Origin of the sequence: Polynucleobacter sp. MWH-UH19D (genome assembly GCF_040409795.1) — a bacterium.
Lineage (GTDB): Bacteria > Pseudomonadota > Gammaproteobacteria > Burkholderiales > Burkholderiaceae > Polynucleobacter.
On the sequence record NZ_CP099571.1, the window covers coordinates 1,107,560 to 1,134,384 of the forward strand.

Genomic DNA, 26,825 nt, shown 5'->3' on the forward strand with positions numbered 1-26,825 from the left:
AATTCCCTGAAATTAGACTAACTTGATGCCGCTATTTTTCAGGGGTACCGTACGGTAACGTTTGCCAGTGGCTCGATAAATCGCATTCAGCACTGCTGGTGCTGCAACTGCAATCGTCGGTTCACCAACGCCACCCCAATCTTTACCACCACCTTGAATGATGATGGTTTCAACCTTTGGCATTTGCGAGAGTCGAATGGAATTAAAGGTGTCAAAGTTCTTCTGCACAACTGCGCCCTTCTCAATCGTAATTTCTTCTTCAAACAGAGCAGACAAACCATAAACAAAAGAGCCTGATACCTGACGATTGACTTGCGCAGGATTAACCACATATCCAGGGTCTGTCGCGGCAACAATACGATGAATCTTTACTTCATTGCCATTTTTTACAGATAATTCACAGGCAGCGGCGACATAACTTCCAAATGATCGCATTTGTGCCAGGCCACGATAAACACCTGGTGCAGCAGGCTTCGTCCACCCGATACCATCAGCTACTGCATTCAAAACCGCAACCGCTCTTGGAAAATCTTTCATGTGCTTGCGACGAAACTCTACTGCATCCATCCCCGTTGCCTCAGCCAACTCATCCATGAACGTTTCAATGAATATGGCATTTTGGTTAACGTTAACACCACGCCAAAAACCAGGTGGCACATGCGTATTACGCATCGCGTGATCAATTGTTAAGTTCGGAAAACTGTAAGTAATACCATGCTCTCCAGTCGGCTCAACACCCTGGAAAGCCAATGGATCTTTACCTTTATTAGCCGCTACAACTGCAGGACGAACTGTAGCCAAAATCGATTGCCCTGAAAGACGCATATTTAAGCCAGTGACATTTTTCTTATCATCGATTGCCGCTGTCATTTTGCACATCATGACTGGATGGTAGCGTCCTTGAGTCATGTCCTCTTCCCGAGTCCAAATCAACTTAACAGGTACACCAGGCATCTGTTTGGCAATGTTTACAGCCTGAGTTGTGTAATCCTGAAAGGCGCCGCGACGACCAAAGCCGCCACCAAGATTAACTTTGTATACATTACATTTTTCAGCTGGCAAACCTGAAGCGGCAATTACAGCTGCTAAAGATGCTTCACCGTCTTGAGTTGGAACCCATGCTTCGCAAGAATCTGGAGTCCACTTTGCCGTAGCAGTTTGTGGTTCAAGCGTAGCGTGATTTAAAAATGGGTAGAAATACGTTGCTTCAACTTTCTTGGACGCACTAGATAAAGCAGATTTCACATCACCATTCGTGTTGTGAATAAATGCATCATCCGCACTCAAACCATCTTCGAGCATCTTCTTAATTGAGGCACTTGAGACATCACCATTCGCGCCGTTATCCCAAACGATATTGACTTGGTCCAAAGCGGTTTTGGCTTGCCAGAAGGTATCTGCTACAACAGCAACTGCTGAATCACCAACTTGCACTACCTTCCTTACACCCTTCATACTCTGTGCTTTAGCGGCGTCATAGCTCTTTACTTTGCCACCAAATACAGGCGATTCTTTGATGTTGGCGACCAACATACCAGGCATTTTGAGGTCAATTGCATAAATCTGACGGCCTGTTACCTTGTCAGACATACCATCAATACGATTTACGGATTTACCAATCAGCTTCCACTCTTTTGGATCTTTTAATGGGACTTCGGTAGGTACTGGCAACTGAGCTGCCGCTACAGAGACTTTCCCGAAAGTTGTTTTGCGCCCTGATGGTGTGTGTGTAATGACGCTATTAGCAGCAACACACTCTGATGCGGGCACATTCCACTGATTCGCCGCTGCCTGAATCAACATCATGCGTGCAGCGGCACCGCCTTTGCGTACATATTGTTCTGAGGTGCGAATGCCACGACTACCACCAGTTGAATAACTGCCCCATACCGCCTTACGCTTCAAGCTTTCAGCTGGACTTGGATACTCATAGTTCACCCTTTTCCAGTCACACTCCAGCTCTTCAGCAACCATCTGCGCCAAGCCAGTAATCGTACCTTGACCCATTTCTGAGCGGACAATACGAACAACGACATCATCATTTGGCTTCACAACCACCCATACGCCAATCTCTGGAGTGGCTAAAGGAGTCATGGAAGTCGTGCCTGTGCCCATAGCGGCGTTAGCACTAGATATAAAACTCAAATCAAAACCAATTGCAAGGCCTGTAGCAATTGCGCTGGAACCAACTACAAACTGGCGGCGGGAAGTATTAATTACATTAGTCATGATTACCCCCTATTAAGCCTTGCTTGCAGCATGAATAGCTGCACGCACTTGTTGGAATGTGCCACAACGGCAGATATTGGTGATGGACTCATCAATCTGGGCATCGGTAGGTTTTGGATTATTACGCAGCAATGCGGTCGTTGCCATCACCATGCCAGATTGACAGTAACCACACTGCGGCACTTGATTATCAATCCATGCCTTTTGTACCTTAGAGAGCTGACCACTCTTTTCTAAGCTCTCAATCGTTTCAATTTTCTTACCCTCCGCTGCTGCAACTGGCAAAGAGCAACTGCGCAAAGCCTGACCATCAAATAACACTGTGCATGCACCACATTGTCCAACACCGCAACCATACTTTGTTCCAGTTAAGCCAATTTGTTCACGAATAACCCATAACAATGGGGTATCGGGATCTACATCCACTTTATATTTTTTGCCATTGACATTTAAATTGGCCATTGCGGTCTCCTATTAGTCTCTTTTGTTTTTGTATTCGTCTTAATCACTAGAGGTTCAAACCCCTAAGTATTTGTGTGGTTATCTTAAACAAGAATTTAATTATTGCTATGCAACATAAAAAGGAGCTTGTAAGATCAACCCATGATTTATGGTCTAGTTCAAATCCTCTTGTTTCAAAGCTTAGGTGAGTTGGCCTCTAAGTTCCTTCTCCCCACCCTCCCAGGTCCAGTTATTGGGCTAGTTCTATTGGTTATCTGGCTAGTCATTCGCAAAGGCATCAATACAGAGCTGGCAATGGTCGCCGATACCTTCAGTCAATATCTTGGACTCTTATTTGTTCCGGCCGCCGTCGGGGTAGTTTTATTTCTACCGCAACTCAAAGCAAATGCACTTGCCATCATCACAGCCCTGGTTGGCAGCATTATCCTCACCATTGGCTCAAGCGCTGTTGTAGTTCGACTCTTAAGTAAGAAAGCTAGCGATGAGTGAAAAGCATTCCATCGTAGAAATTTGGGTATACCTGTCTGGCAGCCCTCTTTTTGCACTTTTCATCACCCTAGCAGCCTATCAAATTGGCTTAACTATATATAAGCATTCAAAACAAAACCCTTTAGCAAATCCAGTAGCAATTGCTATTTTGATTGTTGCTACTACCATCCAATTTATAGATATGCCCTACTCAACTTATTTTGAGGGCGCACAATTTATTCATTTCTTATTGGGATCAGCAACCGTTTCCCTTGCAATTCCTATTTATCGAGGCCTCAATAGCCTGAAGGGTAGATCTATTCCGTTGCTGGCTTCGCTATGCACAGGCGGTCTGGTCTCGATTATTAGCGCGGTAGGGGTTGCGACTCTCCTTGGTTCTGATAGCAGCATCACTGGAGCAATGTACCCTAAATCAGTAACCGCTCCGATTGCCATGGGCATCGCCGAACGTATTAATGTGTCACCAACACTAACGGCGATTTTTGCAGTCTGCACCGGAATCTTGGGCGCAATTTTGGCACCATTCGTTTTAAATGCTCTTGGAATGAAAGCTTGGTGGCAAAGGGGGTTTGCTATCGGTATTGGCGCACATGGTATTGGCACATCACGCGCATTTAGCATTCACCCTGAAGCAGGGACCTACGCCAGCTTAGCGATGGGAATGAACGGGGTTATTAGTGCCGTTGCTATCCCCATCATTTATCACGTGCTGAATCGATAAGATCTTGCAGCAAGCAGCACAGGAATCTAAAAGATATATCTGACAGGGTTATCAGAGTTTCATTGCCACATCAACGGCATCACCAAGCACACTACAGAGGAACTCCACCTCTTTGGGCTCAGAAATAAATGGGGGGCCTACGGCAATAACATCGCCCGCTACCCTAACCAATGCACCTCGCTCAATGCAGGCTTCCAAAACCTTCAGGGCTCGCAAACCTGGCTTGCCAGGGACAGGATCTAAATCCACAGCACCAGCCAATCCAAAATTACGAATGTCTAGAATCCCTGATTTTCCCTTCATAGCATGTAAGCCATTTTCTAGAACAGGCTCTAGCGCTCTTGCGCGATTGATCAAATCATCTGACTTAAAAATATCGAGCACCACATGTCCCGCAGCCGTCGGAATTGGGTGGCCAGAATAGGTATATCCATGAAAGAATTCAATAGCTTGCTCTTGCCCACCATTGGCGATGATGCTTTCATATATATCATCACGCACAATCACTCCACCCAAAGGAATCACACCATTGGTAATCGCTTTGGCAAAAGTAATCATGTCAGGTACAACGCCAAAACGATCGGCACCAAAATTTGCACCTAGACGACCAAATCCTGTAATCACTTCATCAAAGATCAGCAAGATGCCATGCTTTGTGCAAATCTCACGAATTTTTTGCAAGTATCCTACTGGTGGAACAATTACTCCTGTAGAACCTTGCACAGGCTCCAGGATCACTGCCGCAATCGTATTGGCATCATGAAGAGCTACGATTTTCTCTAACTCTTCAGCAAGATGAGCCCCCCAAGCTGGCATACCTTTTGAGAAAGCCATTTGCGAAAGATTTAATGTGTGCGGTAAATGATCTACGGCGGGCATCATCATGCTGGCAAACATTTTGCGATTGGCCACCATTCCCCCAACTGAGATACCACCCATACCAACACCATGGTAAGCACGATCTCGCCCAATCATGCGAATACGTGAAGCATTACCCATTACACGGTGATACCCTACCGCAATCTTCAACGCAGTATCTACAGCCTCTGAACCAGAGTTTGTAAAAAAGACTTTATCTAAACTCTTTGGCGCCATCTCCGCAATACGAGTGGCCAAACGAAATGTATCTTCACTTGCCATCTGGAATGCAGGGCAATAATCCATCGTTTCATACTGCTTGGATATTGCTGCACCAATTCGTGGATCTGCATGCCCCAATGGAGAGCACCAAAGCCCTGATAAGCCATCAAAAAGTTTTCGCCCATGATCATCGTAGTAGTAAGCTCCCTTAGCAGACTGCATGATCTTAGGATGCTGATGAAAATATCGATTAGGTGTAAATGGCAGCCAATAAGCTGACATATCCACCCCTTTTTCAGTTTTATTTGCTGTACTCATGGCGTTTTGCTGTTGTCCCTGCTGTTATCTTTTTGTCATTGTGTGGATACACTGGAATATCTAATACTATAGTACCCATTGAAGTGATGGAACTAATGGAGCCCTGAAATGACCCTTAAAAAAATTCTTCTATTGAGCCTCTGGATTCTTGCCGGCTTATGCGGATCTGTTTATGCAGCCAACGAAATTGATTGGCCTAAAAAGCCCATCGTAGCAATTGTGTCCTTTCCGGCAGGAGGTTCTACGGATATTTTTGCGAGAAGTCTTACCGCCCCTCTGGCAGATGCTTTGGGGCAATCTATTGTGGTTGAAAATAAACCAGGGGCAGGAGGGATGATCGGCTTGCAAGCTGCTGCGAAAGCCGTTCCTGATGGCTATACCATTCATATTAGCGCCCTAACTAATCAATCCATCTCTTCAGCGTTATTTAAAAATCCCCCTGCTGATTTGCAAAAAGACTTTGCTCCAGTTGCGCTGATGGGAGCTATTCCGCATTTAATTGTCATAAACCCAAGTGTCCCCGCTAAAAATCTTCCCGAACTGATAGCTTTTATCAAATCCAAAAAAGGGAATTTCAATTACGCCTCTCAAGGGAATGGCAGCCTTTCCCACCTAGAATCAACCATGTTTATGGAACGTATTGGCGCAAGTGGGACACACATACCCTACAAAGGCAGTAGCTTTGCCCTTCCTGATTTAATTGCTGGTAATACCTTAATGATGTTTGATAGTGTTACTGCATCCCTGCCTCATATTCAGAGCGGAAAACTGCGCCCCATTGCAATTGCTGCAGCAGATCGCTCACCACTGATGCCGAACGTGCCAACACTAGGTCAAGACGGCATGAAATCATTTGATGTGGAAAACTTTTACGCTGTTTATGTTCCTAAAGGTACATCGCCGAATATCATTGCAAAGCTAGAGCGAGAAATTCGGAAGATTTTGACTAATCCCGACTTCAAAGCACGCATGGCAACACAAGGTATTCATCCGCAGTTTGCCAACTCAGAGAAACTTGCTGAGATTACCGCCAATGAAGCAAGCAAATGGGAGAAAGTAGTAAAGTCTGCCAGTATCAAAGTTGATTAATCTATAAAATTTGTAAATATGTTGATTTCCCCTCCTTTTGGTGGCGGTCGTGCCCCGGTTCTTGCAAAAAATACGGTTGCTAGCTCACAACCGCTTGCTACTCAAGCAGGAATTGAGGCACTCCAAAATGGCGGCAATGCCGTCGATGCTGCACTCGCTACGGCGATCACGCTAACCGTTGTTGAGCCCACCATGAATGGCCTTGGAGGAGATGGTTTCGCCATCCTTTGGGATGGAAAACAAATTCATGGGCTTAACGCTTCAGGTCGCGCACCTGCTGCTTGGACCCCAGAGTATTTTGACGGTAAAACCGCAATGGATTTGATTGGTTGGAATACGGTTACTGTGCCTGGCATGGTTTCTGGTTGGGTTGAACTTTCCAAAAAATTTGGAAAGCTTCCATTTGCTCAATTGTTCAAGCGTGCGATTGATTACGCAGAGAATGGATTTCCAGTATCTCCTGTAATTGCACGCCAATGGCGCGAAGCCATTCCGATTTTGAAAAACCAACCTGGCTTTGCAGAATCTTTTCTGATTGATGGCAAAGCACCCCAAGCCGGGCAAATCTGGCGCTTCCCTGCGCAAGCTAAAACTCTCCAAGAAATTGCTGCCACTCAGGGGGAATCCTTTTATACAGGTGCTTTAGCCCAAAGCATGGTCGACTTTGCGCAATCGTCTGGTGGTTGCTTTACGATGCGTGACTTTGCGGATAACAAGCCTGATTGGGTAGAGCCATTAGCGTTCGATTATGGCGATTACACTCTTCTGGAAATTCCACCAAATGGCTCAGGCATAGCAGCCCAAATGGCCTTAGGTATTCTGCAGGCAGCAAATGTTAAGCAATATCCAGCAAACTCTGCGCAGCGCATCCATTTGCAAATTGAAGCTATGCGACTTGCATTTGCTGATGCTTATGCCTATGTATCCGATTCAAGATCGATGAGCATTCCAGTCACCAATCTCTTGAATCGAGATTATCTGGCAAGTCGCGCCGCGTTAATTGATCACCATAAGGCAGGGAGCTATAGTGCTGGAGACCCACACTCTGGTGGCACTGTTTACTTATGCGCCGCAGATGAAGCTGGCATGATGATTTCTTATATTCAGTCGAACTTTAAAGGCTTTGGTTCTGGGGTGGTTGCTCCTGGTGGCATTGCTTTTCATAATCGCGGCATGAGTTTTAGTCTGCAAGATGGACACCCCAATCAAGTTAGCCCTGGCAAGCGCCCTTTCCATACCATCCTTCCTGCTTTCTTAACTAAGAATGGCAAGCCTGCGATGGCATTTGGCGTGATGGGAGGCAATATGCAACCTCAAGGTCACATTCAATTTGTGATGCGCTTTGTTGATGAATATCTCAATCCCCAAGCATGCTCTGACGCACCACGCTGGCGAATTGATGATCTGGGCAAACTCACTGTTGAAGCTTCAATGCCCACTAGCGTTGTTGAGGGCTTGCGTGCGATGGGTCATGAAGTTGCCGTGCAACCTGCTAACAGCTTAGATTTTGGAAGCGCTCAAGCGATTGCCAAATTAAGCGATGAAGATCAATCCGCTTATATTGCTGGTAGCGACCACCGAAGAGACGGTTTGGCTGCTGGTTTTTAACTACTCCAGCAATTAAGATCTTGGAAGGCAAGCGAGATAAAAGCGCTTAATTTCTTGATCGCAACTTACATCTCTTGGCTCAATAGGTCGCTGCAAAGTAATGCCATCAATAGTTTTACAACGACTTAAAGCTACATAAACCTGTCCTGATGCAAAAGCACCTGATGAAAGATCTACTTTAACTTTATCAAGTGTCTTTCCCTGGCTTTTATGAATCGTCACTGCCCACGCTAGCATCAATGGTATCTGCACATAGGTACCGATAATGCTCGGCGAGATTTTTCCTGACATCATGTCATGGTCATAACGGTAAGACTCCCACTGATATCCGGTGACCTCAACCGTATTGGAATATGGCCCATTCTGAACCACCACTTTCACTTTGTCGGGCAACATCTCTCGCACTACACCTATAGTTCCATTGACCCAACGTTTGGGAAATCCAGAATCAGTGGCGGTAAACATTACCTTAGCTCCAACTTTTAGCGTTAACTGATTGGGTGATGGTAGATTTCGATCATCCACGCTGAACTTGCCAGTGGTTTTACCCAAATAAACCTTTGCGTCTGCCTCAATTGCTTTTAAGCCAGCCGCATTAATCTGATCAGCGCGAGCGTTAGTCGTTGTTAGCGTAATCGTTTGCTCATCGACTATCTGCTCCTTGCGGTAGCATTGGGCGTTCAGGATATCAATCGCTTTGTCAGCATCTTGATTAATGCGAATTTGATTTAATAAGTTTGCAAAACTCGCATCTTTTTGGCGAAAGATTTTATTTAACTCCACCATCGCCACATCTTTGCGATGAAGCGCCATTGCACAAAAGAAATAAGGTCCTTCGTAACCTCGGTCTGCCAATACCTGCATATCAGCTACTGAAACTACTGGCGGTAATTGGAATAAATCGCCCACAAACATCACCTGAATACCGCCGAATGGTTTACCTTTTTGTGGACCATTCTCACGCAGGACTAAATCCATTGCATCAACTACGTCTGCGCGAACCATGGAGATTTCATCAATGATTAACAAACGAATATCTTTATATAGTCGCCTATCTCGCAGTGGCTTAATATCCTCTTCAGGAAAAATGAGGCGTGGAGGCAAACGAAAAAAGGAATGAATCGTCACCCCCCTTACCTGTAATGCAGCAACCCCTGTTGGCGCGACGACGACAACATTACCTGAAACAGTTTCGCGAAGATGACCGATCAGCGTGGTTTTGCCTGTACCTGCTTTACCGCTAACAAAGATATAGGGATCACCTCGATCAATCGCCTCAATGACCGCCTGATAATCCGGTGTAATTTCGATTTCGGAGGGCTGTATATTGGCAGCCGTCATGACTTATTGCTTCACCGCATCAGCTACACATCTGAAGCCAATATAGACCACTGAAATATCTCCAGATTTAGATTCGACATCAGACTCCTGCTGTCTTTCTGGCCCATACCACCATGAGGCGCCACGAGTAATGTAACCTCCATTTCGTTCGGTTGCGGTCCATTCCCAAACATTACCACCCATGTCATACAAGCCATTCACACCAGGCTTTGTTGTCCTAGTGGTGACATGCCCTGTACCGCGATTGAGCGCACCACCGGGAGCAATCCCTTGGTAATTTCCGCAACCACTCAAGCAGTGAGAAACCGTTGGATTTGACCCGCCAGGATAAGGATAGCGCTGGCCCCTAAGAAATCCTGCAGGCGGATTTGTTCGTTGCTCTACAAAAGCAGCGGACACCCATTCAGCATCGGTTGGCAATCGTTTTCCATAATAGCGACAAATAGACTCTGCCTCTTTCTGATTTAAGTGCACAGCAGGCTCAAGATCTCCAGCGGAAACTCCATATGGCGTTCGCCAAGTCCAGCCAGGCTTTTGAACAAAGCCAGCTTCATAAGATAGACCGCCGCCCTTACGTTCCGCAGAACTCACAAATCCGGTTGAAGAGGCAAAAGACTTCACCTCGCCAATGTTCATCTCTGTTTGATCCCATATAACATTGCCCACCTGTACGGTCGGAATTGAATAGATGGGAGCACTTTGACTGGCGCTTGGTCGCAACATGAAGTAAACGGCGATCGCACTAAGCAAGATGCCAAATAGGATTTGGTAAAAATCAAATTTTTTCATCCTAAAGACTCTAATAGAAAAAAGCTCCTCAAGGGAGCTTATTAATAATTTGGGGCGAACGACGGGACTCGAACCCGCGACAACCAGAATCACAATCTGGGACTCTACCAACTGAGCTACGTCCGCCTCTGAAGAAGGTGAAATTATAGCCTTTTTTAGGCAAAAACCTGCCAAAACAGCCCTATTCTGCAGTCTCTAGCTCAAAGGCAGCCCAATCACCAAGGCTTAGGCTGGCATCAATAAAAAAGTCTGCGATTGCGGCTTTACTTTGCACTTTTGCTAAGGCATGGTGATCTGATAGGCGTTGACGCCAATAACGTGAGCCTGCCCTGCCATGAGCTAGACCCAAAATATGTCTTGTGAATGCCCCAATGTAAAAAGGCTTTCCCTTTTCTTTGCACTCATCAAACCATGCTTGCACCTGCTTAACCAAAGCAATTTGAATGCGATGCCATTCAGTCTCGCTAAATAGATACCCTGCTGCATCGCCATTCGTACGAATTAAATCATCCCATCCCAAGAGCATCGCTGGAAAATGATATGCAGCTCTGCCAATCATAAATCCATCAAAGTCATTCCAATGACCAGCGATTTGCTCATTGGACTCTAAGCCGCCATTGAGCAATACTTTTAAATCAGGAAATAACTTCTGCGCATCAAGGCGTAATTGTGCAGCAACTTCATATCTCAATGGTGGTTTACTGCGATTCTCTTTAGGAGATAAACCTTTGAGCACTGCATTGCGAGCATGGATCGTTACTTGACTAGCCCCCGCATCAGCTACTGACAAAATGAAATTCAATGCAAACTGATAATCCGTTTTTGAAGAAGATGCATCCATCGAATCCAGCCCCAATCGATGCTTTACCGAAATGGGAACATCCACGGCATCCTTCATTGCTTTAACACAATGGGCTACTAATTTGGGCTCAGCCATAAGGCATGCACCAAATGCACCACGTTGCACACGCTCAGACGGACAACCACAATTGAGATCGATTTCATCGTAACCCCACTGCTGAGCGAGCTCCGCAGATCTAGCTAAATCATTCGGCTCAGATCCTCCTAATTGCAATACCACCGGGTGCTGATCTTGTGAATAATCTAGGTGACGCGGGACATCCCCATGGATCAAAGCTCCAGTAGTCACCATCTCCGTATACAAGACTGCTTCCTTACTTAGTGAGCGATGAAAAGATCGGCAATGGCGATCAGTCCACTCCATCATCGGGGCGACTGCCATACGTTTCTTTGGTGAACTGGTCATGAACTTCAATTTCAGTCGATTCAGTATTTATAGACCTCAGGACAACCAAAGTTGTCCTAAATAGATGATATTCGGCCTGAGTTACCCCTATTTGATCTTACCCAACTTGGCTTCGAGCTCAGCCGCCAAATCCAGAGCCCCCATATATCCCGACTTTAGATGATTAGGTAAATCTGGGTCACCGACCATCGAACCTAAAGTCTCGACAATGCTAAAAATAATTCCCTTTGCAGCACCAATCGCAATCGTATTGCTTTTTACAGCTTGATCAATGTGATTGACGGCATCCAGAAAGTAATCATGACCTGGCAAGCCATCTGAACCTAACTCTTCTTTACTCATAATGAATACTCCCTGTTCAATGAATGTATTAGATCAATTTAATCCGAATTTCAACTCTTGACCACTACAAAATGACCTTTCTTCGCTTGTAATGGGATCTTTAAAAGAAATTTTCTTAGCTAACAACTGCAATGGTTTTGTAAAGTCAAGCTCATATTCTTGATATGGCGTAAGAATTGGGTAGATTTGATCATTTTTAATTGGCACCCCAAGCGCATTCATGTGTGCGCGAAGTTGATGTTTCTTACCGCTACCAGGCATCAGCTGATATCTAGCCCACGGCCTTAACTCTTCGATGAGTTCAATTTTCGTATCAGCATTTACTTCCCCATCCACCTCCTGCATTTGTAGAAAATGCTCAGACTTTTCTAGGCGACTCTGATAAGTGATTGGTAATTTTTTACTTAACTCTTCAGAATACGGTGCAATTGCTTCGTATACCTTGCCGACCACTCGATCACGAAATAGATTTTGATATTGCGACCGCTCATCAGGATTGATTGAGAAGATCACCAAACCCGCTGTATCTCGATCTATTCGATGAATTGGACTAAGCGTCTGAATTTTTGTCTTTTTCTTAAGACGATTTAGAAGGGTTTGATGCAAATACAAGCCACTTGGCGTAACTGGTAAAAAATGGGGCTTATCAGCAACTAATAAGTGGTCATCTTGATACAAAATATGTTCATCAAAAGGAATTTCAGGTTCTCGAGCTAGGCGTCTGAAATACATCAAGTGCGTATTAGGTCGATATGGATCGTTTGCCAATAAGGACTGACCATCCACATCCAAAATCAAACCTTCGGCAAAACGCCTCTCCCACTCATTTGCTTCAATATGAGGGAATTGAGCAATAAAAAATTGCAATAGATTCGGATGAGATTGATCGGCCGGCAAGAACACCCGCGATGCCGATACTCCCTCAGAATTAATCGCACTCATAATCCGTAGATATTTCTGCTTAATACCACTGGGCTACTTCTTAAGCTTTTCTAAGGCAATTGCCATTGCATTATTGATTGGAGGCGCCTGTCTACGCTCCTCTTGCGGTCTTTTAAGCTCGTTATGTTTTGGGCGATTTGGAGCTTTTTGCTCTAACTTTGATCCTGCCTTAGGGGCTTCGTCTGATAGACGCATAGTCAATGCAATGCGCTTCCGTTTTTCATCCACTTCCAGCACCTTTACCTTTACTACCTGACCTGCTTTAACGACTGTATGCGGATCCTTAACAAAAGTATTGGATAAAGCAGAGATATGAACTAGCCCATCCTGATGAACGCCAATATCCACGAATGCACCAAAGGCAGCAACGTTGGTCACTACACCCTCTAAAATCATATCCGCCTTCAAATCGCCAATAGTTTCGACACCCTCCTTAAAGGTGGCAGTTGTGAATTCTGGTCTTGGGTCTCGCCCGGGTTTCTCTAATTCTTTCAGGATGTCGGTTACAGTCGGAACACCAAACTGTCCATCTGCATATTTCTCAGGCGATAGTGATTTCAGCAGATTGCTATCACCAATAACTTCCTTGACACCCTTTTTAATATCTTTGAGAATTTTCTCGACTAAGGGATAAGACTCTGGATGAACTGCTGACGCATCTAGAGGATCTTGTCCATTCATGATGCGCAAAAACCCTGCTGCTTGCTCGTAAGTCTTTTCTCCAAGGCGAGGCACACTCTTTAATTCCGCTCTGGACTTAAAAGCACCCTTGCTATCGCGATAAGCAACAATACCTTCAGCTACTGTAGAACTTAAACCAGACACTCTTGCTAATAACGGGGCTGAGGCGGTGTTTACATCCACTCCGACTGCATTTACACAATCCTCTACGACCGCTACTAGTGATTTTGCAAGCTGGGTTTGCATGACGTCATGCTGGTACTGCCCTACGCCAATGGATTTAGGATCAATCTTCACTAGCTCAGCCAAGGGATCTTGCAATCTACGTGCAATAGACACAGCACCACGCAAGGAAACATCCATTCCTGGCAATTCTTTTGAAGCATATTCAGAAGCTGAATACACTGAAGCACCTGCTTCAGAAACTACTATCTTTGTAAGACCCAGCTCAGGTTTCGCTTTAATTAAATCTTGCGCCAACTTATCCGTTTCTCTAGAAGCTGTACCGTTACCAATTGAAATCAACGTTGCTTTGTGTTTCTCGGCCAATTTAGATAAAGTCAAGAGTGAGCCAGCCCAGTCATTTTTGGGCTGATGGGGATAAATCACGTCAGTATCAACTACCTTACCCGTCTGATCAACTACTGCGACCTTCACCCCAGTACGCATACCAGGATCTAAGCCAATAGTAACTCTGGGTCCAGCGGGAGCAGCCAGCAGTAAATCCTTGAGGTTACGAGCAAACACATTAATTGCTTCGGTTTCAGCACGCTCTCGCAATGTCGTCATGAGCTCAGTTTCTAGATGCATAGAGCATTTGATGCGCCACGTCCAGCGAACAGTATCAGCCAACCAAGTATCCGCAAGCCGGCCCTCATTTTTAATCTTGAAATGCCCTGCAATACGCTGCTCACACGGGTTGTGTGGGGCATCCCACTCCGGCTTTTCTGCTTCGCTATCCAAGCGCAAATTCACCATCAGAATTTGCTCTCGACGCCCACGAAATAGTGCTAATGCACGATGGGATGGAATCGCCTTGATGGGTTCTGAATAGTCAAAATAATCAGCAAACTTCTCTCCTTCTTGGTCTTTACCAGTAATGACTTTTGACTCAACCACACCATGATCTTGCAGGTAATTACGCAATGACTGAAGCAGGCCCGCATCCTCGGCAAAACGCTCCATTAAAATTTGGCGAGCACCTTCCAGTGCCGCCTTCGTATCAGGCACACCAGCGTTGTCGCCTTGCTCAGTTTTAAAAGCCTCCTTAATGTACTTGGACGCCTCTATTTCTGGATCGAGATTTGGGTTAGCAAGTAAATCATTTGCAAGGGGCTCTAAACCGGCCTCTAGAGCTATCTGAGCCTTAGTTCGGCGCTTAGGCTTATAAGGCAAGTACAAATCTTCCAGCCTGGTTTTATCTTCTGCCAACATGATGGCCTTGAGCAACTCAGGAGTCATTTTGCCTTGCTCTTCTATAGAAGCAACGATCGTTTTACGACGCTCTTCAAGCTCACGCAAATAAGCCAAACGCTCATCCAATAAACGTAACTGGGCATCATCCAAACCGCCTGTAGCTTCTTTACGATATCGGGCAATAAACGGGACTGTTGCGCCCTCATCCAATAAGGCAATAGCAGCAGCTACTTGATTAGGTTTTGCAGATAATTCTCGGGCAAGACGTTGTTCTATGGATGGCAACATAAATGTAGTTTGATTATTTCTTAATTTTCTATATTTGGAATATCGAAATCAATGAAGAACAAAAGCCACCCGAAGGTGACTTTTATGTTGATTCAGGGTAATTTATTCGCGCGATGCTTTTTTACGCTCATGCTCTTTAAGGTAACGCTTACGAATGCGAATACTCTTTGGAGTAACTTCAACCAGTTCATCATCATCGATAAACTCAACGGCATATTCAAGATTGAGTGCAATTGGCGGCACCAAACGAACCGCTTCATCAGTACCTGAAGCGCGAACGTTTGTCAGTTGCTTGCCTTTAATTGGGTTAACAACTAAGTCATTATCGCGACTATGGATACCGATCACCATACCTTCGTACAAGGGGTCGCCAGGACTTACAAACATACGACCGCGATCTTGTAATTTCCACAATGCGTAAGCAACTGCTTCACCATCATCTTGGCTTACCAATACACCGTTATGACGCTCACCTAAGATGCCCTCTTTAGCAGGAGCATAGGAATCAAAAGTGTGACTCATTAAACCATTACCGCGAGTCATGGTCATAAAGTCACCTTGGAAACCAATCAGACCACGCGCAGGAATACGATACTCCAAACGAGTACGGCCCTTGCCATCGCTCACCATATCGAGCAATTCACCCTTACGCTTACCCAAGTCTTCCATTACAGCGCCTTGAGTTGTGTCTTCAACGTCCACGGTTAAGTTCTCGTATGGCTCCATCTTCACACCATCCTCCTCGTGGAACACTACGCGAGGACGCGATACGGCTAATTCATAGCCTTCACGACGCATTGTCTCAACCAAGATGGTGAGATGCAATTCACCACGTCCAGATACTTCAAATACAGTGTCATCGTCAGTATCTTTTACACGCAATGCCATATTGGACTTGAGCTCACGATCCAAGCGCTCACGAATCTGACGGCTGGTAACAAACTTACCTTCACGACCCGCTAATGGGCTAGTGTTCACCATGAAGTTCATGGTCAAAGTTGGCTCATCAATCTTAAGCATAGGTAATGCTTCGGGGGTATCAGGCGCGCATACAGTGGTACCGATTGCCAAGTCTTCAATACCGTTAATCAATACAATATCGCCCGCTTGAGCTTCATCAACTAGTTCACGCTCTAAACCGCGGAACTTTAATACTTGGTTGATGCGACCCTTACGCTGCACGCCCTCTGGACCATCCATAAAGACCACATCCATGCCTGGCTTTACGGTGCCACGATTGACGCGACCTACGCCAATCTTACCGACATAAGTACTGTATTCAATAGAGGTAATCTGCAACTGCAATGGACCATCAGGATTATCATCACGCACAGGTACATGCTTGAGTACCGTGTCAAACAATGGACGCATATCGCCTTCGCGCACATCATCAGTCATGCCTGCATAACCATTCAAACCAGAGGCGTATACCACTGGAAAATCCAACTGCTCTTCAGTAGCGCCTAATTTATCAAACAGTTCAAATGTGGCGTTGATGACATAGTCAGTGCGAGCACCTGGGCGATCTACTTTATTAATCACAACGATCGGCTTGAGTCCAAGAGCTAACGCCTTCTTAGTAACGAAGCGAGTCTGTGGCATTGGCCCTTCAACTGCATCCACCAACAAAAGCACGCCATCCACCATCGATAGCACACGCTCCACTTCACCGCCAAAGTCTGCGTGCCCTGGTGTGTCTACGATATTAATGTGAGTGCCATCATATTCAACTGCGCAGTTTTTGGACAAAATGGTAATGCCGCGCTCTTTTTCAAGATCGTTTGAGTCCATGACGCGTTCGGCCACTTTCTCATTTGAGCGGAACGTACCCGATTGACGCAAGAGTTGGTCAACTAGGGTTGTTTTACCGTGGTCAACGTGGGCGATGATAGCGATGTTACGAAGTGCGCGTTTAGTCATGTGAAGCTTCTAAAGTTAAAAAATAATAAAAATGAATGGTCGGCCTGAATTACGATTTGTCTTAATGGGCTTGCGAAATAAGTCGCTTTGGATGCAATACCCCAGAGCGCCAATCGGCAGTGCCAATAAAGTTATGTGGTGCAGCGGTGGCGCGATAAATGCGCACCAATGCTTCGATGGAAGGTAAATTGAGTGGTACACGTTGCCCCATCCCTAAACGCTTTGCTTGTTGCTCATCCACCGTTAAGTGCGGCAAGGTTTGCAATAGGGCATCGACCGGAAGAATATAGCTAGAACTATCGTGCACAGCCTGTTGAATCGCTTCAATCGTAAAAGACTGTTCTAAAGTTAAGTGCCCAACCTCTGTTCTACGTAAACCCACTAAATGTGCGCCACATCCCAAGGCATTACCCAAGTCTTCAGCCAGAACACGAATGTAGGTACCTTTGCTGCAGGTTACCTCTAGAGTTGCTCTAGGCCACTGAATATCAGTCCAGCGAATTTTGTGAATCACAATATCGCGTGGAGTGCGCTCTAGTTCTACTCCAGCACGGGCATATTCATATAAAGGCTTACCATCACGCTTTAGTGCAGAGTACATGGGAGGAACCTGAGAAATCGCCCCAGTAAATTTTGGCAGCAAAGCATCTAATGCTTTTTTAATATCTGCCGAGCTCTCAAAAGAAGGGAGAGGCAACTCTTCAATTATCAAACCTTCTGCATCACCAGTATCAGTGCGAGAGCCAAATTGCACTTGAGCGACATAAGTTTTGTCCGCATCGAGTAAATCTTGCGAGTATTTAGTGGCTTCTCCCAAACAAATTGGAAGTAAACCGGTTGCCATCGGATCTAAGGTACCAGTGTGACCTGCTTTTTCCGCATGAAATGCACGCTTAACAGCAGTAACAGCACCTTGAGAACTCATTCCTGCAGGTTTATCAAGCAAGACTACTCCGTCAATCCGTGTAGACATGTTAAGGATTCTTATCCTGATGATCGCTCTTGACAGCACTATCGATCAATTTAGACATTTCAATACCATGCTCAACTGAGTTGTCATATTGAAAATGCAATGTAGGGACGGTATGAATATGCAAACGTTTGAATAGCAAAGAATGCAAATAACCTGCCTTCTCTTGCAAGGCAGTTAACGCATGCTCAGGCTCAGCACCTAAGACCGTAAAAAACACTTTGGCATGCGCCAAGTCAGGAGAAAGCTCAACACTTTGCAAAGTAATTAAGCCCAAACTAGAACTTCGCAATTCTCTTGGAATGAGCTCTGCCAGGTCTCGCTGAATTTGATCGGCGAGACGCTGGTTACGATGAGGGCTAGTCTTGTGCATAGGGACAACAAATTACAGAGAGCGAGCAACTTCAGTTACTTCAAATACCTCAAGTTGATCACCCTCTTTGATGTCGTTATAGCCTTTTAGCGATAGACCACACTCGACGCCAGCACGAACTTCTTTCGCATCATCTTTAAAGCGCTTCAGAGAATCTAACTCACCAGACCAGATAACCACGTTATCACGCAAGAGGCGGACGCTTGATGTGCGCTTGACAATACCATCAACCACTAAGCAACCTGCAATTGCTCCTACCTTTGATACTAAGAAGACTTGACGAATTTCTACCAGACCAGTGATTTCTTCTTTCTTATCTGGAGTCAACATGCCACTGAGAGCAAGCTTCACTTCATCTACCGCGTCGTAAATAATGTTGTGATAACGAATATCCACACCATTATTCTCTGCCAACTTACGAGCAGCGGCATCTGCACGGGAGTTAAAGCCAATAATCACCGCCTTAGAAGCAACTGCTAAGTTCACGTCAGTCTCAGTAATCCCGCCAACAGCTGCGTGAACAATCTGCACCTTCACTTCCGGCGTAGAAAGCTTCAATAAAGATTGAGACAATGCCTCTTGAGAACCCTGTACGTCTGCCTTAATGATTAATGGCAACAGCTTAGCTTCAATCGCACCCTCACCCATGTTTTCCATCATGGTCTCGAGCTTCACAGCTTGTTGTTTTGCCAACTTCACATCACGGAACTTGCCTTGACGGAAGAGCGCAATCTCACGAGCCTTACGCTCATCAGGAACCACTTGAACAGTTTCGCCAGCGGCTGGCACTTCAGCCAAACCTTGAATCTCAACTGGAATTGAGGGACCAGCTTCATTACAAGGCTTACCGTTTTCATCCAGCATCGCACGAACACGACCAAAGGTAGAGCCAGCCAACAGCATATCGCCACGTTTAAGCGTGCCCGACTGTACCAGCACTGTTGCTACAGCACCCTTACCTTTGTCCAAACGCGCCTCAATCACTAGACCTTGAGCGGGTGCATCTTTTGGCGCCTTGAGCTCCAAAATTTCTGCTTGCAAGAGAACGTTTTCCAACAAAGCATCGATACCTTCGCCAGATTTTGCGGAGACTGGAACAAATGGCACATCACCGCCGTATTCTTCTGGGACTACCTGCTCAGCAACTAATTCTGTTTTTACACGCTCAGGATTAGCTTCGGGTTTATCGATTTTGTTGATTGCAACAACTAATGGCACGCCACCCGCGATTGCATGATGAATCGCTTCTTTAGTTTGCGGCATCACGCCGTCATCGGCTGCAACAACTAGAATCACAATATCGGTTGCCTTTGCACCACGAGCACGCATAGCAGTAAACGCTTCGTGACCCGGGGTATCTAGGAATGTAATCATGCCGCGTGGTGTTTCCACATGGTATGCGCCAATGTGCTGAGTAATACCGCCAGCTTCGCCAGATGCTACTTTTGCAGTACGAATCTTATCGAGCAAAGATGTCTTACCATGGTCAACGTGGCCCATTACGGTAACTACTGGAGGACGTGGTAATAACTCTGCATCATGACCTTCAGCACCCACAAGATCAAGATCAGGATCATCCAACTTGGCAGCATGTGCACGGTGACCCATTTCTTCAACAATGATCATCGCAGTATCCTGATCAAGCACTTGATTAATGGTGACCATTTGGCCCATACCCATTAACAACTTAATCACTTCAGCACTTTTCACTGCCATCGCATGAGCTAACTCGGCAACAGTAATAGTTTCTGGAACATGTACATCGCGCACAATTGGCTCGGTAGGTACTTGGAAATTCGTATCCACGTTTGCTTCAGCAATCTGGCGTTGCTTTTTACGAGCACCACCAGTACGCCACCCACCAACACCACCAGATGTATCGCCGCGAGTCTTGAGACCGCCGCCAGGCTTCTTGACACCCTCCTCTTGCCATGTTGATGAGGTTTCAGAAGATTTAATCGTCTTACCACCAACTTTATTAGGCTTTTTCTTTTCTTCTGCGCCTTCAGCTTTTGTAGGCTTATGTAAAGTACCTTTTTTCGCTTCTTCAGCAGCTACCTCGCTGGGAGCTTTCAAGACGCGCGCTGGGGCGCTCATCATGTCGCGAATAGCCAAAGCTTCAGCCTCAGCCGCAGCACGGCGAGCACGAAGATCAGCCAACTCTTTCTCTTTAACGGCAGCTAGTTCTTTTGCCGCCTTTTCAGCTTTTGCTTTTTTCTCTGCCGCAACGTCAGATGCCTCTTTAGTTGCTTGCTCTTCTTTTTCGGCTGGAGTTGCTGCTTCTTTTTGTCGCGCCTCTTCCGCCGCCTTCATCTCAGCTTCTTGGCGAGCCAATAACTCAGCCTGACGGGTTGCCTCAGCAGCGCGCTTCTCCAACTCTTCTTCTGTCAAGATTGGTTTAGCAGGCGTCGCTGCCTTTGCTGGCTTTGTTGACTCAGGCGCAGCAGAAGCTGCTGCTTCCTCGCCGCGCTTTACCAAAACTCTCTTTTTGCGAACCTCAACCTGTACGGTGCGAGTGCGACCAGCAGAATCCGCCTGACGAATCTCAGAACTCTCACGCTTAATCAGAGTAATTTTTTTGCGAGCACCAGCCTCAGCATTACCATGCGCTTTTTGCAAATACTCGAGTAAAGCTGCCTTGTCTTTATCGGTAATGCTCTCATCCTCGGAACCCTTTTCGATCCCGGCCGCCTTTAATTGCTCTAAGAGGTCAGCCGCGGTTCTTTTGAGTTCCTTAGCGAGTACTTTTACTGTTGTTGTTGCCATGCACTACTTCCTCTCATGAAGTAAACCAATGTTCGCGCGCTTTCATGATAAGCGTTTTCGCAGTTTCTTCGTCAATTTGTGTTGCCTCTACCAGCTCATCAACTGCCAGTTCAGCGAGGTCATCACGGGTATGTACTTGATTGTCAGCAAGCGCTGCAATTAATTCTGGTGTCATGCCTTCCAAAGAACGCAAATCTTGCGAGACTTCACCAATACGCTCTTCTTTAGCCAACTCCATTGTTAACAAGGAATCGCGAGCACGTGTCCGCAACTCATTTACAGTATCTTCGTCAAACGAATCGATTTCCAGCATTTCAGACAGCGGCACGTAAGCCACCTCTTCCAATGTGTTGAAGCCTTCTTCAATCAAAATATCTGCAACCTCTTGATCAACGTCCAACTTGTCCATAAACAACTGACGTACAGATGATGCCTCTTTCTCAGTCTTCTCTGCAGACTCTTCAGGAGTCATGATGTTGATCTGCCAACCAGTCAAATCGCTAGCCAAACGGACGTTTTGCCCGCTACGACCAATCGCGATTGCCAAATTCTCTTCATCAACCACCACATCCATTGCATGACGCTCTTCATCAACCACAATGGAAGAAACTTGTGCTGGAGCCAAAGCACCAATCACAAACTGTGCTGGATCTTCAGACCACAAAACGATATCCACCGCTTCACCAGCAACTTCATTGCGCACTGCAGTGACACGAGTACCACGCACACCAACGCAAGTTCCAATCGGATCGATACGCTTGTCATAAGTAATCACGGCAATCTTTGCACGCACGCCAGGATCGCGGGCGGCTCCCTTGATTTCTAGGAGACCTTGCTCCATCTCTGGAACTTCATTCTCAAATAACTTAATCAAGAATTCTGGACAAGTACGAGAAAGTTCAATTTGCGGACCACGTGCTTCACGATCCACTTTCAAGATGTATGCCCGCACACGATCGCCAGAACGCAAATTCTCTTTTGGAATCATTTGATCACGACGCAATAATGCTTCAACGCGACCTGATTCAATAATCAAACCATTTTTGTCAGCACGCTTAACGGTACCTGTCATGACTTTTTCGCCACGCTCAAGGTAATCATTCAAAATTTGCTCACGCTCAGCATCGCGAATGCGCTGGAGAATCACTTGCTTTGCAGCTTGCGCACCAATGCGTCCGAAAGCCAAAGACTCAATCTGCTCTTCAATATAGTCGCCTACTTCGATATCAGCAATTTGCTCTTTAGCTTCAAATTGCAATATTTCTTTATCTGGTTCCTGCAAACCAGCCTCATCCGGCACCACTAACCAGCGACGGAAGGTTTCGTATTCACCCGAATCACGATCGATCGATACACGAATATCCACATCTTCAGTTGCATAACGCTTTTTGGTAGCTGATGCCAACGCCATTTCAAGCGCCTCAAACACAATTGCTTGATCAACGTTCTTTTCACGCGCTAGCGCATCTGCCAACATGAGAACTTCTCGGCTCATGACTTTCTTCCTTTGAAATCAATAACAGGGACCAACCGAGTCTTATCGACCTCGGCTAAAGAAAACTCCAATTGAGACGGCTGACCATCAGCTGCCTCGAACACCAATCCAAATTTCGCATCAGGTGAATTCAATTCACCACTCAGCAAACCTTGCAATACACCACGAAAATTTTTACGATTACCAACAGCAACTCGTAACTTCAGATCAACTTCCATGCCAGTAAAACGCTCAAAGTCTGCAGCACTCTTCACTGGGCGATCTAATCCTGGAGAAGAAATCTCCAAGCGCTCATACGGAATATTCTCAACTGGTAATGAGTAACTCAGTTGATGACTCACTTTTTCACAGTCCATCACCGTAATTAATCGATCATAGTCAGGGTTTTCAATTGTGACGCGCAGCAAACCGCCGGCTTCACGCTCAATATCCACTAGCGTGTAACCCAGGTTTTCCAGCTCTGCAGCAATAATCTGCTGATCTCTCACAACTTCCCTTCAAACTAAAACGGCAAAAAAAAATGGGCTCCAAAGCCCATATTCTCGAAATTCAGAACAGGCCGACTTACGTTGATCGCAACATCAGTCGGTAACAACACTTGCAACTATTTAAGATGCAAGACTTAAATTGTAGCGGATTTTTAGGGGGAAATCTAGGGAAAACTGTTAAAAATCAGAAGCTTTCGCTAGGATTTCGAGGTTTTCTTGGTCCCTTATGAAAGGGTTTTTTACCTTTCGGCGCACCCCTTTTAGGGCCATTGCCAGGATTTTGGGGGTTCCCAGTAACAAAAGCAGATTGGCCATGATGAACCTTTTTGCTCTTATTGCGACCTTGACCATTACCACCCTGACCTCCTTGACCAGGTCTACCGCCTTGAGTGCGCCCTCGAAAAGGTCCACGACCATCCCCAGAACCACCCGTTTTCGCATTTTTACCTTGATGAGTCATGCCATGATGACCGCTAGCTAAAGTTAAGGCATCGCGTGAGCCCCAATAAGAAACCGATGTTTGCATGGGATCAGGCTGGAAGTCTTCCGCGGAAGGATTGCGACCTTGCCCACCTGAATGAGAGCTGCGATTTTTATCTTGCGCCTGAGGGACTTTCAAGCCAGCTGATTTCATCAAACTTGCGACACCTTCAGGAGAAACTTCCTCCCACTTTCCACGACGCAAGCGCGGAGGCAATAAAAACATTCCGTAACGAGTACGAATCAAACGAGAAACAGTGTGCCCCACTGCCTCAAACATACGGCGTACCTCACGATTACGACCTTCTGTAAGTGCAACGTGATACCAGCGATTAGCACCATCGCCACCACCCATTGCCAAACGCAAGAATCGTGCTTGCCCATCATCGAGCTTGATGCCGCTCTTCAGTTGCACAGTGTTGTCCTGACTGAGTTCACCCAAGATACGAACAGCGTATTCACGCTCAACGCCATAACGCGGATGCATCAAACGATTTGCCAACTCACCAGAAGTTGTAAATAACAATAAGCCTTCGGTATTGAAATCCAAGCGCCCCACCGCAATCCAACGCCCCTGACGCGGCTTTGGCAAACGATCAAATACTGTTGGACGACCCTCTGGATCTGACTGACTAACAATCTCACCCGCAGGTTTGTGATACAAAATCACACGCGGTGGCTTGGTCTGTATCTTGCGATGAACTTGCTTGCCATTAATACGTACTTGATCGGTTGGGCCAATGCGTTGTCCAATGTGCGCGGGCAAACCATTGACAGACACTCGACCTTGAATAATGAGGTCTTCCATGTCCCGACGCGATCCCATACCTGCGTCTGCCAATACCTTGTGTAACTTAACGGTATCTTCATCTTCGGCTTCGTCATCCAATCCATCAAGATCAGACCACACCTCATCACGCAAGCTCAATGGCAATTCGTCAATATTGGCAAATTGCAAGCTACTCATTTCCTCATCAGTTGGTGCATCAGAGTCTTCATCCTCACGCGAACGCTGTGCTCGTTGCGCGCGACGCTCTGCTCCAGTTTGATGGGAGATTTCACTCTCATTCAAACCTTCAGGATTCTTGACCTCGAGGACCTCTGGGGCATCTAATGCAGCATCAAACTCACCAGAGACAACCGCAGCGAATAAAGCTTCTGCTTCTGCTGGGTTAGGTGCAAACTTAGACCCAGAATTAGCTCCACCCTCGCGCGGGCTATTTTGCGTATCATTGTCGCGCCCTTCGCGACGCTGCTTATCTTTATTAAAGGGTCGCTTCTTATTAAAAGGATGCTTACCCGTTCCTGCTCGACGCGGGTGACGAGACCCCCTATCCTCGAGCAAATTACGCCCACCATTCTCTGACTGATCAGCACCTGTTTGTGATGCAGAGGGTTGATTCTCAGAATGGTTTGAAGTTGTTGCGGGTACTGCAGGAATTGATTCGTTTTCGTTAGAACTTGTCATTAATAATTATTTTGTTTCGTCTGCTGGCTCGCCAGACTCGGGACTTACTACATCTGTGGGTTCTTGCATTGATTCTTGGGTTGTCTCTTGAGATATGTCTTCCGCAGAACCATCAGTAATTACTGATTCATCAATCACTACTGTCTCGACTGTTGCGCTTGAGTCAAACTCAATCACCGCCTGCCCTAAATGCTCGGCAGCAGCCATTGGCGCGGCATCCTCCAAAATAGGCAGACTTTGCAAATTGGTAAGACTCAAGTCATCCAAGAACTGTTTTGTAGTGGCATATAAACCAGGACGACCAACAGTATCTTTATGACCAATCACCTCTACCCAACCACGGTCTTCCAATTGCTTCATCACATTGCTGCTAACAGCAACACCGCGAATCTCTTCAATCTCACCACGGGTCACCGGTTGACGATACGCAATAATCGCCAAAGTTTCCATCACCGCACGGGAATACTTTGGGGGCTTCTCTGGGGTAAGGCGATCCAAATACTCACGCATGGACAAGCGGCTTTGAAAGCGCCAACCCGTAGCAATATGAACAAGCTCCATGCCTTTGTTATCCCAGGCGCGCTGCAACTCCACTAATGCTTCATCAATATCTGCCGTAGTGATGTCCTCAACAAACAGACGTGACAGGTCAGCCACAGTCAGCGGCTCCTGAGCACACAGGAGAGCTGTTTCAATAACGCGCTTGTTATGATCGTCCATAAAAATTGGGCTATCAGGAATATCCTGAGTAGACTCTTATAAATGCATTTCAGTAATGGGTTGGGTGTTTTCTAGCGACTACGAACAAACCATCTGATTTCTAGTTTGGGATTTGTCCGCGCTACACGAAGTCTTTTTCGTTCACCGTGGGCTCATTATAAGGTAGGCTCAATACAATAGCCAAATGCGCCCAATTTCATCAAAAACCCTGATCTCCCCCCATCGTCGTCAAGCCTTGGGAATTGGAGTTGCCTCTCTTTTAAGCATGGGCGGACTGAGCTCATGTAGTCTTATTGGCTCAAAAAAACCAGTTATTGGGCTGGTATTGGGGGCTGGTGCTGCCAGAGGCTTTGCTCATGTGGGAGTTATCAAGGCGCTTGAAGCACAAGGAATTCGGCCTGATGTAGTTGTTGGCAGCAGTGCAGGAAGCGTCATTGCAGCGTTGCTTGCCTCTGGCGTTACCGGAAACGAACTAAATCGACTAGCCTTAAATTTAGATGAGGCAACCATTGCTGACTGGGGGCTACCCTTTGTAGGGCGTTTTGGGGGCCTCATCAAAGGTGACGCTTTACAAAATATGGTTAATCGTGAAGTACAAAATAAATCGATCGAGCAAATGCGCATTCCCTTAGGAATTGTGGCAACAGAATTGCAATCGGGCAAAGGTGTGTTGTTTCGTAGCGGCAATACAGGTCAAGCAGTACGCGCATCATGCAGCATTCCGGGAGTGTTTCAGCCCACGGTCATTGGCGGCAAGGAATATGTTGATGGCGGTTTAGTTGCACCAGTGCCAGTAAGCTATGCAAGACAAATGGGTGCTACCCTGGTCATTGCAGTAAACATTTCCTCGGAACCTGTTCACCAAGATGCTAGCGGAACGTTTGGCGTACTTCAGCAAACTATCTCGATTATGCAAAGAAGCATTAATCAGTTTGAATTAAAAAGTGCGGACATTGTGATTGCCCCCCAGCTAAAGCAAATGAGTGGAGGCGACTTTAAGTCACGAAATGCTGCGATCTTGGCAGGCGAGATGGCAACACAAGAACAAATGAGTCTAATAAAAGAAAAACTGAAAGGCTAATC

At 46.1% G+C, this 26,825-nt stretch carries 22 protein-coding genes and 1 tRNA gene; 5 read left to right on the forward strand and 18 right to left on the reverse strand.

From position 1 onward, the window contains the following. Nucleotides 1-12 precede the first annotated feature (12 nt). Complete coding sequence (locus tag NHB34_RS05640; protein ID WP_353426665.1) at nt 13-2,229, reverse strand: molybdopterin cofactor-binding domain-containing protein; 2,217 nt, start codon at nt 2,227-2,229, stop codon at nt 13-15. A gap of 12 nt (nt 2,230-2,241) precedes the next feature. After that, the gene (locus tag NHB34_RS05645) at nt 2,242-2,691 is read right to left on the reverse strand and encodes a (2Fe-2S)-binding protein (protein WP_353426666.1); all 450 of its coding nucleotides are present in this window, start codon (nt 2,689-2,691) and stop codon (nt 2,242-2,244) included. A gap of 141 nt (nt 2,692-2,832) precedes the next feature. On the opposite strand from NHB34_RS05645, the gene NHB34_RS05650 reads away from it, so the two are divergent. Then, nucleotides 2,833-3,180, forward strand: a complete 348-nt coding sequence (locus tag NHB34_RS05650; protein ID WP_353426667.1) for a CidA/LrgA family protein — start codon at nt 2,833-2,835, stop codon at nt 3,178-3,180. After that, nucleotides 3,173-3,901, forward strand: coding sequence for an LrgB family protein (locus tag NHB34_RS05655; RefSeq protein WP_353426668.1), 729 nt, complete (start codon nt 3,173-3,175; stop codon nt 3,899-3,901). The genes NHB34_RS05650 and NHB34_RS05655 overlap by 8 nt, the downstream gene beginning before the upstream one ends. Before the next feature lie 51 nt (nt 3,902-3,952). On the opposite strand, the gene NHB34_RS05660 is transcribed toward NHB34_RS05655, so the two are convergent. Further along, nucleotides 3,953-5,299 (reverse strand): aspartate aminotransferase family protein, encoded by a 1,347-nt coding sequence (locus tag NHB34_RS05660; RefSeq protein ID WP_353426669.1) that lies wholly within the window; start codon nt 5,297-5,299, stop codon nt 3,953-3,955. 108 nt (nt 5,300-5,407) lie between these two features. Between NHB34_RS05660 and NHB34_RS05665 the strand changes: the two genes are divergently transcribed. Beyond that, nucleotides 5,408-6,388: a tripartite tricarboxylate transporter substrate binding protein gene (locus NHB34_RS05665; RefSeq protein ID WP_353426670.1), complete on the forward strand. Its 981-nt coding sequence runs from the start codon at nt 5,408-5,410 to the stop codon at nt 6,386-6,388. A gap of 18 nt (nt 6,389-6,406) precedes the next feature. Next, nucleotides 6,407-7,996: a gamma-glutamyltransferase family protein gene (locus NHB34_RS05670; RefSeq protein ID WP_353426671.1), complete on the forward strand. Its 1,590-nt coding sequence runs from the start codon at nt 6,407-6,409 to the stop codon at nt 7,994-7,996. A 12-nt stretch (nt 7,997-8,008) separates the two neighbouring features. Here the strand turns inward: NHB34_RS05670 and NHB34_RS05675 are convergent, their stop codons facing one another. The 15 genes from NHB34_RS05675 to scpB form a co-directional block, all read right to left on the reverse strand. Beyond that, complete coding sequence (locus NHB34_RS05675) at nt 8,009-9,337, reverse strand: AAA family ATPase (protein ID WP_353426672.1); 1,329 nt, start codon at nt 9,335-9,337, stop codon at nt 8,009-8,011. 3 nt (nt 9,338-9,340) lie between these two features. Next, on the reverse strand, nt 9,341-10,126 hold the full coding sequence (locus NHB34_RS05680) for an SUMF1/EgtB/PvdO family nonheme iron enzyme (RefSeq protein WP_353426673.1): 786 nt from the start codon (nt 10,124-10,126) through the stop codon (nt 9,341-9,343). Nucleotides 10,127-10,176: 50 nt separating this feature from the next. Continuing rightward, nucleotides 10,177-10,252 (reverse strand) — tRNA-His (locus NHB34_RS05685). Between the two features lie 55 nt (nt 10,253-10,307). Next, nucleotides 10,308-11,393: a tRNA dihydrouridine(20/20a) synthase DusA gene (dusA, locus tag NHB34_RS05690; protein WP_353426674.1), complete on the reverse strand. Its 1,086-nt coding sequence runs from the start codon at nt 11,391-11,393 to the stop codon at nt 10,308-10,310. An 87-nt stretch (nt 11,394-11,480) separates the two neighbouring features. Further along, nucleotides 11,481-11,735, reverse strand: a complete 255-nt coding sequence (locus NHB34_RS05695) for a hypothetical protein (RefSeq protein WP_353426676.1) — start codon at nt 11,733-11,735, stop codon at nt 11,481-11,483. Between the two features lie 33 nt (nt 11,736-11,768). After that, on the reverse strand, nt 11,769-12,677 hold the full coding sequence (locus NHB34_RS05700; RefSeq protein WP_353426677.1) for a pseudouridine synthase: 909 nt from the start codon (nt 12,675-12,677) through the stop codon (nt 11,769-11,771). Nucleotides 12,678-12,710: 33 nt separating this feature from the next. Continuing rightward, nucleotides 12,711-15,062: a Tex family protein gene (locus tag NHB34_RS05705; protein ID WP_353426678.1), complete on the reverse strand. Its 2,352-nt coding sequence runs from the start codon at nt 15,060-15,062 to the stop codon at nt 12,711-12,713. Between the two features lie 102 nt (nt 15,063-15,164). Further along, the gene (gene typA / locus NHB34_RS05710; RefSeq protein WP_353426679.1) at nt 15,165-16,982 is read right to left on the reverse strand and encodes a translational GTPase TypA; all 1,818 of its coding nucleotides are present in this window, start codon (nt 16,980-16,982) and stop codon (nt 15,165-15,167) included. 61 nt (nt 16,983-17,043) lie between these two features. Then, the gene (gene truB / locus NHB34_RS05715; RefSeq protein WP_353426680.1) at nt 17,044-17,955 is read right to left on the reverse strand and encodes a tRNA pseudouridine(55) synthase TruB; all 912 of its coding nucleotides are present in this window, start codon (nt 17,953-17,955) and stop codon (nt 17,044-17,046) included. Nucleotide 17,956: 1 nt separating this feature from the next. Beyond that, entirely contained in the window at nt 17,957-18,325 is a 369-nt protein-coding gene (gene rbfA, locus NHB34_RS05720) for a 30S ribosome-binding factor RbfA (protein WP_353426682.1), read from the reverse strand. 12 nt (nt 18,326-18,337) lie between these two features. Further along, nucleotides 18,338-21,091 (reverse strand): translation initiation factor IF-2, encoded by a 2,754-nt coding sequence (infB, locus tag NHB34_RS05725; protein WP_353426683.1) that lies wholly within the window; start codon nt 21,089-21,091, stop codon nt 18,338-18,340. Between the two features lie 13 nt (nt 21,092-21,104). Then, entirely contained in the window at nt 21,105-22,586 is a 1,482-nt protein-coding gene (nusA, locus tag NHB34_RS05730) for a transcription termination factor NusA (RefSeq protein WP_353426684.1), read from the reverse strand. After that, complete coding sequence (gene rimP / locus NHB34_RS05735) at nt 22,583-23,074, reverse strand: ribosome maturation factor RimP (RefSeq protein WP_353426686.1); 492 nt, start codon at nt 23,072-23,074, stop codon at nt 22,583-22,585. Before rimP ends, nusA begins: the two co-directional genes overlap by 4 nt. 184 nt (nt 23,075-23,258) lie before the next feature. Continuing rightward, on the reverse strand, nt 23,259-25,022 hold the full coding sequence (gene rluB / locus NHB34_RS05740) for a 23S rRNA pseudouridine(2605) synthase RluB (protein WP_353426687.1): 1,764 nt from the start codon (nt 25,020-25,022) through the stop codon (nt 23,259-23,261). Nucleotides 25,023-25,028: 6 nt separating this feature from the next. After that, nucleotides 25,029-25,742, reverse strand: coding sequence for an SMC-Scp complex subunit ScpB (gene scpB, locus NHB34_RS05745; protein WP_353426688.1), 714 nt, complete (start codon nt 25,740-25,742; stop codon nt 25,029-25,031). A gap of 265 nt (nt 25,743-26,007) precedes the next feature. Between scpB and NHB34_RS05750 the strand changes: the two genes are divergently transcribed. Next, nucleotides 26,008-26,823: a patatin-like phospholipase family protein gene (locus NHB34_RS05750; RefSeq protein ID WP_353428554.1), complete on the forward strand. Its 816-nt coding sequence runs from the start codon at nt 26,008-26,010 to the stop codon at nt 26,821-26,823. Nucleotides 26,824-26,825 lie beyond the last annotated feature (2 nt).